Consider the following 6,639-nt stretch of genomic DNA (forward strand, 5'->3'; position numbering starts at 1 on the left):
CTGCTTTTTTTATGCCGAAGACCGAGTGCTCAGAGCAGCGAGATATCCGCGATAGCGCCGAACTGCGCCTTCAGCTGGCCGAGCAGGGCTAGACGGTTAGCGCGCACCGCCGGGTTTTCCGCATTGACCAGCACGCTCTCGAAAAACACGTCGACCGGAGCCTGCAGCCGCGAGAGTCGGTCCAGCACCGCCGTATAGTCGCCTGCCTGCAGAAACGGTGACGCTTCCCGCTGCGCTGAGGCAAGCGCCTCGGCCAGATCGCGCTCCGCTTCGGATTCAAACTGCGCCGGGTCGACCGTGCGCGGGATGGCGGATGCACCGGGCTCCTCGGCCTGCTTGCGCAGAATACTCCCCACCCGCTTGTTGGCCGCCGCCAGACTCGCAGCTTCCGGCCTCAAACCAAACTCGGCGACGGCGCGCAGCCGTCGATCGAAATCCGGCAGGCTGCCCGGCTGTACGGCCAGCACCGCTTCGAACGGCGCGCTGGTGAAACCCTGGTCGGCGTAGTAACCGCGCAAACGGTCCATCACGAAGTCGTAGAGCTCGCCGGCCAGCGCAGCGCGACGCGGGCCGGCTTCCAACAGGGCCGGAGTGCCGTCCTTCCCCGGCTTGAGGCCTGCCGCAAGCGCCGCGTCAGGCAGCAGTTCCAGCGCCTCGACGAAGCTGCTGCGCAGGTCGATCTCGAGGCCACCTTCGATCAACGTACGCGCCATACCCAGCGCGGCTCGGCGCAGCGCGAACGGATCCTTGTTGCCGCTGGGCTTCATGCCGACGGCAAAAATGCCGGCCAGCGTGTCGAGCCTTTCCGCCACGGCCAGCACCCGGCCCACCGCATCCGGCGCAATCGCATCGCCGCCAAAGCGCGGCTGGTAAAAACTGTCCAGCGCCTCGGCCACCTCGGCCGTTTCACCGTCATGTCGGGCGTAGTAGCGGCCCATGATGCCCTGCAGCTCGGGAAACTCGCCGACCATGCGCGTCAGCAGATCGCACTTGCTCAGCGACGCGGCGCGCGTCGCCTGGCCGGCGTCGACACCGACGCGATTGGCGATGATCCGCGCCAGCTCGGCCACGCGGATGGTTTTATCCCACACGCTGCCGAGCGACTGCTGATAGGTGACGGTCTTCAGCTGTTCCATCTGCGCAGCGAGCGGCGTTTTCAGATCCTCGTCCCAGAAAAACTTGGCGTCGGCGAAGCGCGGCCGGATGACCCGCTCGTAGCCTTTGCGAATTTCGGCCGGATCGCTGCTGTGGATATTGGCGATCCCGATGAAATGCTCGGTGAGCTTGCCCGCGGCATCGAACACTGGGACGAACTTCTGATTCGTCTCCATCGTCGTCACCAGCGCTTCTGGCGGCACCGCGAGAAATTCGCGCTCGAAGGTGCAGGCGATCGCGACCGGCCATTCGGTGAGGTTGGCGATCTCGTTCAAGAGCTCGTCGGTCACGCGCGGCACGCCACCAGTCTGCGCAGTCACCGCGATGATTTCGTCTCGGATGCGCTGGCGACGCTCCTGCGGGTCGGCCAGCACTTTGGCCGCACGCATGGCGTCGAGCCAGCTGTCGGCATCAGCCACCTGGACGGCACTGGGATGCATGAAGCGATGGCCGCGCGAGGCACGCCCGCTCGTCAGGCCCAGAACTTCGCCGTTGATAATATCGGCACCGTGCAGCATCACCAGCCAGTGCGCCGGGCGCACGAAGCTATAGTCGTGGCTGGCCCAGCGCATGGGCCGCGGTATCGGCAGGCCTTTCAGCGCCTCGTCGACAATGTCCGGCAGCAGCGCCGCCAGCGGCTGGGCCGGCTTGACCGTACGCCAGACATACCAGCCGCCCTTGTCGGTTTCGAGTTTTTCGAGCTGCGCCACATCGACGCCGCAGGACTGCGCAAAACCCAGCAGCGCTTTCGACGGCTGGCCGTCCTTGTCGAGCGCGGCGCCGAGCGCAGGACCCCGACGCTCGACGGATTGCTCCGGCTGCGCCGCAGCGACGTTGGGAATATGCACGGCCAGACGGCGCGGCGACGCATACGCCGTGGCCTGATCGAGATCGCCGGCGATGCCGCGCTTGGCCAGACCATTGCAGATACCGCGCAAGAACGACGCCGACAGTTCATCCAGCGCCTTCGGCGGCAGCTCTTCGGTACCCAGCTCGATCAGAAGTGATTTCGTGGCGCTCATGCGGCCTGCTCCTTCGGCTGTTTCAGGCCGGGAAAGCCGAGCTTTTCGCGCTGCGCCACGTAAGTTTCGGCGACGCTGCGCGACAGCGTGCGCACCCGCAGGATGTAGCGCTGGCGTTCGGTGACGCTGATTGCGCGGCGCGCGTCGAGCAGGTTGAAGGTGTGGCTGGCTTTCATCACCTGTTCGTACGCCGGCAGCGGCAGGTTGGCCGCGATCAGCTGATTGGCGCTGGCTTCGCTGACGTCGAACCAGTGCAGCAGCTCGGCCACGTTGGCCTGTTCGAAGTTGTAGGTGCTCTGCTCGACTTCGTTCTGATGGAACACATCGCCGTAGGTCACCACGCCGTGGGGCGCGTGCGTCCAGACGATGTCGTAGATGCTGTCCACATTCTGCAGATACATCACCAGGCGTTCGAGGCCGTAGGTGATTTCACCCGTCACCGGCTTGCACTCAAGCCCACCGGCCTGCTGGAAATAGGTGAACTGGGTGACTTCCATCCCGTTGAGCCAGACTTCCCAGCCAAGCCCCCAGGCGCCGAGCGTCGGCGATTCCCAGTTGTCTTCGACAAAGCGCAGATCGTGCACCAGCGGATCGATGCCCAGCTCCTTCAACGAGCCGATATACAGCTCCAGGATATTTTCCGGATTCGGCTTGAGCATGACTTGGTACTGGTAGTAATGCTGCAGGCGATTCGGATTGTCGCCATAACGCCCGTCGGTCGGCCGACGGCACGGCTGCACGTACGCCGCCGCCCACGGCTCGGGGCCGAGCGAGCGCAAGAACGTGGCCGGATGAAAGGTGCCGGCGCCGACTTCGAGATCGAGCGGCTGCAGCAGCACGCAACCCTGCGCCGCCCAGTAGCGGTTGAGCGTCTGAATGACGTCCTGAAAAGTGCGCGCGGACATGGTTTTCCGTGACCGTGGATAAAGCGTATTAGTATAGCTGCAGCTGCTTTTTCACCGGGCGCTTTCACCGGATCGCGCGTCAACCGGGACACTATCGGAGTCACACGCGATGGCCGTATCACCGCAAATCGCATCCCTGCTCGGCCGTCGCGGCCGCCTCGAACTGGACGAGATGCTGGCCGCGCTGGTCGTCGACGGTTATCTGCTCGCCGACGACGCCAAGCAGGTGCGCATGGGCGCGCGCGCCGGGCGCGCCACGGTGGAACTGCATCCGCTGGTATTGATCGCCAATGCCAAGATGGTCAACCAGCGCGACCCCGGCCGACCGCTGCGGCTTGAAACGCTGACCGAATGGCTGGCCGGCCACGCGGGCCTGCCGTATCTGAAAATCGATCCGATGAAGATCAACGCCGGCTCGGTCACGCAGGTGGTCAGCCACGCGTACGCGCAGCGGCACCGTATTTTGCCTGTCGCGGTTTCTCCGGGCGAAGTCACGTTTGCGACCAGTGAGCCGTTCGATTCCGCATGGGCTGCCGACCTGGCGCAGATGCTGCGCCGTGACGTGAAGCGTGTGGTGTCCAGCCCGATCGACATCAATCGCTATCTGCAGGAATTCTACGGCGTTCAGCGTTCGATCCAGCTGGCGCACGATGCCAAAGGCACCAGCCAGACGTCGTCGGCGATCCTCAACTTCGAGCAGCTGGTCGAGCTGGGAAAGGGCGGCGAAGTCGGTGCCGACGATCGTCACGTGGTGCATATCGTCGACTGGCTGCTGCAGTACGCGTTCGAGCAGCGCGCCTCGGATATCCATCTGGAGCCACGGCGCGAAGTCGGCATGATGCGTTTCCGCATCGACGGGCGCATGCATAAGGTCTTTGAGCTGCCGTCGCCGGTAATGACGGCCGTGACGGCGCGCATCAAGATCCTGGCGCGCATGGACGTGGCCGAGAAGCGCCGGCCGCAGGACGGGCGCATCAAGACGCGCTCGGCGTCCGGTCGCGAGGTCGAGCTGCGCATCTCCAATATGCCGACGGCTTTCGGCGAGAAAGTGGTGATGCGTATCTTCGACCCCGATCTGGTCGTCAAGGATTTCGCTCAGCTGGGTTTTTCGCCAGGCGAGGGCGTGCTCTGGCGCAGCATGGTCGAGCGTCCGCACGGGATTGTGCTGGTCACCGGCCCTACCGGATCGGGCAAAACCACGACGCTGTATTCGACCCTGCGGCATCTGGCGACGCCCGAGCTCAACGTCTGCACGGTGGAAGACCCGATCGAAATGGTCTCGCCGGAATTCAATCAGATGCAGGTGCACGCGGCGATCGATCTGGATTTTGCCGCCGGCGTGCGCACCCTGCTGCGGCAGGATCCGGACATCATCATGGTCGGCGAAATTCGCGATCTGGAGACGGCACAAATGGCGGTGCAGGCGTCCCTGACCGGTCACTTGGTGCTGTCCACGTTGCATACCAACGATTCGCCGAGCGCGGTGACGCGACTGCTGGATCTGGGCGTGCCGCATTACCTGATCCAGTCGACCCTGACCGGCGTGGTGGCCCAGCGTCTGGTGCGCACGCTGTGCCCGCACTGCAAGCAGCCCACGACGCAGGACCCGCAAGCGTGGAATGTGCTCACTCACGGCTGGGATATTCCGGTTCCCGAAAAGGTCTTTGAACCACTCGGCTGTTTGGAATGCCGCAACACCGGCTTTCTCGGCCGTACCGGCATTTATGAAATGATGCGGCTATCGCCAAGGCTGCGCAGCCTTATTTCCTCCGAGCTGGATTTGGGAAATTTCGGCAAGGCGGCGCTATTGGAAGGCATGCGGCCGCTGCGGATTTCTGCGGCCGATCAGGTAGCAGCCGGCCTGACAACGGTCCAGGAAATCCTGTCCGTGCTGCCGCCCGTGGAAACTTTCGACGACACGATTCCCGAAGAAGTCCAGCCATAGAGACGTCCGAACGGTTTTTGACCCGACACCGCATGAAACCCGTATTGATCATTCAGACCGGTCGCGCTCCGGATCCCATTCGTGGCCGTCATGGCGATTTCCCGCATTGGTTCCGTATCAGCACAAGGGTTGCGCCTCGCCGGCTGCAAACAGTGAATGTAAGCGTCGGCCAATCCTTGCCGGCGCCGCGGGAAGTGGCTGGAGCCATCATTACCGGCTCAGCAGCCATGGTCACCGAACGCGCTGAGTGGAGCGAGCGCACGGCCGGGTGGATACGCGATGCCATGGATGCCGAACTGCCGCTGTTCGGCGTGTGCTACGGCCACCAGCTGATGGCGCATGCCTTGGGTGGTGTCGTGGACTATCTTCCCGGCGGTCGTGAGATTGGCACGCAGCCGATCGAGCTTCTTCAGGAAGCCAAGCGCGACGCGCTGACGGGAAATTTTCCGGCGAGTTTTCGCGCGCATACAACGCACGAACAAAGCGTCATCGAGGCGCCCGGAAACGCGACCGTGCTGGCCCGATCGCAGCGCGATCCGCATCAGCTGCTGCGTTACGGCCCCAAGGCGGTCAGCACGCAGTTCCATCCGGAGTTCAACGCCGAGGTCATGCGCGACTATGTAAAGCGCAAGCATGGCGATATGCGGCGGGAGGGTTTTGACCCGAGGAGTGTCTTTCGAGCCGTCGCTGCGACTCCGGTGGCCCGCCAGTTGCTCCGTCGTTTTTCACTAATGCATGGCTGGAGCAGTCAAGCCGCCGGCTGATTTGTAACGGGAGGCTTAGCCGCGCAATCGACGAGCGATCGAATCGCGGGAAAACAGCGCAAACACTACGCCGAACATGAAGCCGCCGATGTGTGCCCACCAGACATAGGCGCCGTAGCTCGGCCCGATATAGCTGAAAAGCAGCTGCAGCAGCGCCCATAGACCGATCAACAGGAAAGCCGGCACCCTCACGAATTCAAGGTAGAGGCCCAGTGGCAGGACCAGCCCGAGTTTCGCGCGGGGGAACAGCGCGACGTAGGTTCCCACCACGGCCGAGACCGCACCGCTGCATCCGATGATCGGTAAACGCACGCCAGCTAGCGATAACGCGCCAATCAAGTTGGCCACCATGCCGCCCAACACGAATAGCAGCAAAAACCTCAACGATCCCAGCGCGCGCTCGCCGGGCAAGCCAAAGATGGCCAAAAAGAGCATGTTGCTCAGCAAATGCAACCAGGTGACGTGAATAAACAGCGCCGTGAACAGCCGCAGCAGCGCCGGATCCGCCAACTGCGGAAGTAGGGGCTCGTGCGAGTTGAAGATGTTTGCCGGCACCGTGCCCCATTCCAGCAGCAGCAGTCCACGTTGGGGTTCCGGCGTCAGCGCCAGCATTAGAAAGCAGACGACGCACAGGCTTACCACCAGCAAAGTCGCCCAATGCCAGCGGGGGCGGCGGCGTGTTTCAACGTGAATAAACACATTCAGTCCTTCGGCGCCAAAGCGAAATGGCCTGGCCCGACCATCATAAGTCCCTAGAGACGTCACGTCAGCGCGATGCGTCTCGCACCGTCGGTCCCTGACGTTTTTCGGTGAGGCCAAACCACGCCGATCAATCGATCAGGAGGTTT

5 protein-coding genes are annotated in these 6,639 nt (G+C 63.3%); 2 read left to right on the forward strand and 3 right to left on the reverse strand.

Annotated elements, in window-relative coordinates; all coding sequences use genetic code 11:
* Nucleotides 1–29: 29 nt before the first annotated feature.
* Both glyS and glyQ read right to left on the reverse strand, forming a co-directional pair.
* Nucleotides 30–2,177, reverse strand: a complete 2,148-nt coding sequence (gene glyS / locus ACDK93_RS18845; RefSeq protein ID WP_458070548.1) for a glycine--tRNA ligase subunit beta — start codon at nt 2,175–2,177, stop codon at nt 30–32.
* Entirely contained in the window at nt 2,174–3,082 is a 909-nt protein-coding gene (gene glyQ, locus ACDK93_RS18850; RefSeq protein ID WP_458070549.1) for a glycine--tRNA ligase subunit alpha, read from the reverse strand. The genes glyS and glyQ overlap by 4 nt, the downstream gene beginning before the upstream one ends.
* A gap of 109 nt (nt 3,083–3,191) precedes the next feature.
* On the opposite strand from glyQ, the gene ACDK93_RS18855 reads away from it, so the two are divergent.
* Both ACDK93_RS18855 and ACDK93_RS18860 read left to right on the forward strand, forming a co-directional pair.
* The gene (locus ACDK93_RS18855; RefSeq protein ID WP_458070550.1) at nt 3,192–5,027 is read left to right on the forward strand and encodes a GspE/PulE family protein; all 1,836 of its coding nucleotides are present in this window, start codon (nt 3,192–3,194) and stop codon (nt 5,025–5,027) included.
* A gap of 32 nt (nt 5,028–5,059) precedes the next feature.
* Nucleotides 5,060–5,791 carry a glutamine amidotransferase gene (locus ACDK93_RS18860; protein WP_458070551.1) on the forward strand — a complete coding sequence of 244 codons (732 nt, stop codon included), beginning with the start codon at nt 5,060–5,062 and terminating at the stop codon, nt 5,789–5,791.
* 15 nt (nt 5,792–5,806) lie between these two features.
* Here ACDK93_RS18860 and ACDK93_RS18865 read toward each other — a convergent pair whose 3' ends face one another.
* Nucleotides 5,807–6,490, reverse strand: coding sequence for a rhomboid family intramembrane serine protease (locus ACDK93_RS18865; protein WP_458072537.1), 684 nt, complete (start codon nt 6,488–6,490; stop codon nt 5,807–5,809).
* Nucleotides 6,491–6,639 lie beyond the last annotated feature (149 nt).

Source organism: Rhodanobacter sp. BL-MT-08, from assembly GCF_054161255.1.

What these genes read in the sequence shown, in the direction of transcription:
- ACDK93_RS18855 (WP_458070550.1), top strand. Translation starts at nt 3,192, where the DNA reads ATGGCCGTATCACCGCAAATCGCATCCCTGCTCGGCCGTCGCGGCCGC.
- ACDK93_RS18860 (WP_458070551.1), top strand. Translation starts at nt 5,060, where the DNA reads ATGAAACCCGTATTGATCATTCAGACCGGTCGCGCTCCGGATCCCATT.
- glyS (WP_458070548.1), bottom strand. Translation starts at nt 2,177, where the DNA reads ATGAGCGCCACGAAATCACTTCTGATCGAGCTGGGTACCGAAGAGCTG.
- glyQ (WP_458070549.1), bottom strand. Translation starts at nt 3,082, where the DNA reads ATGTCCGCGCGCACTTTTCAGGACGTCATTCAGACGCTCAACCGCTAC.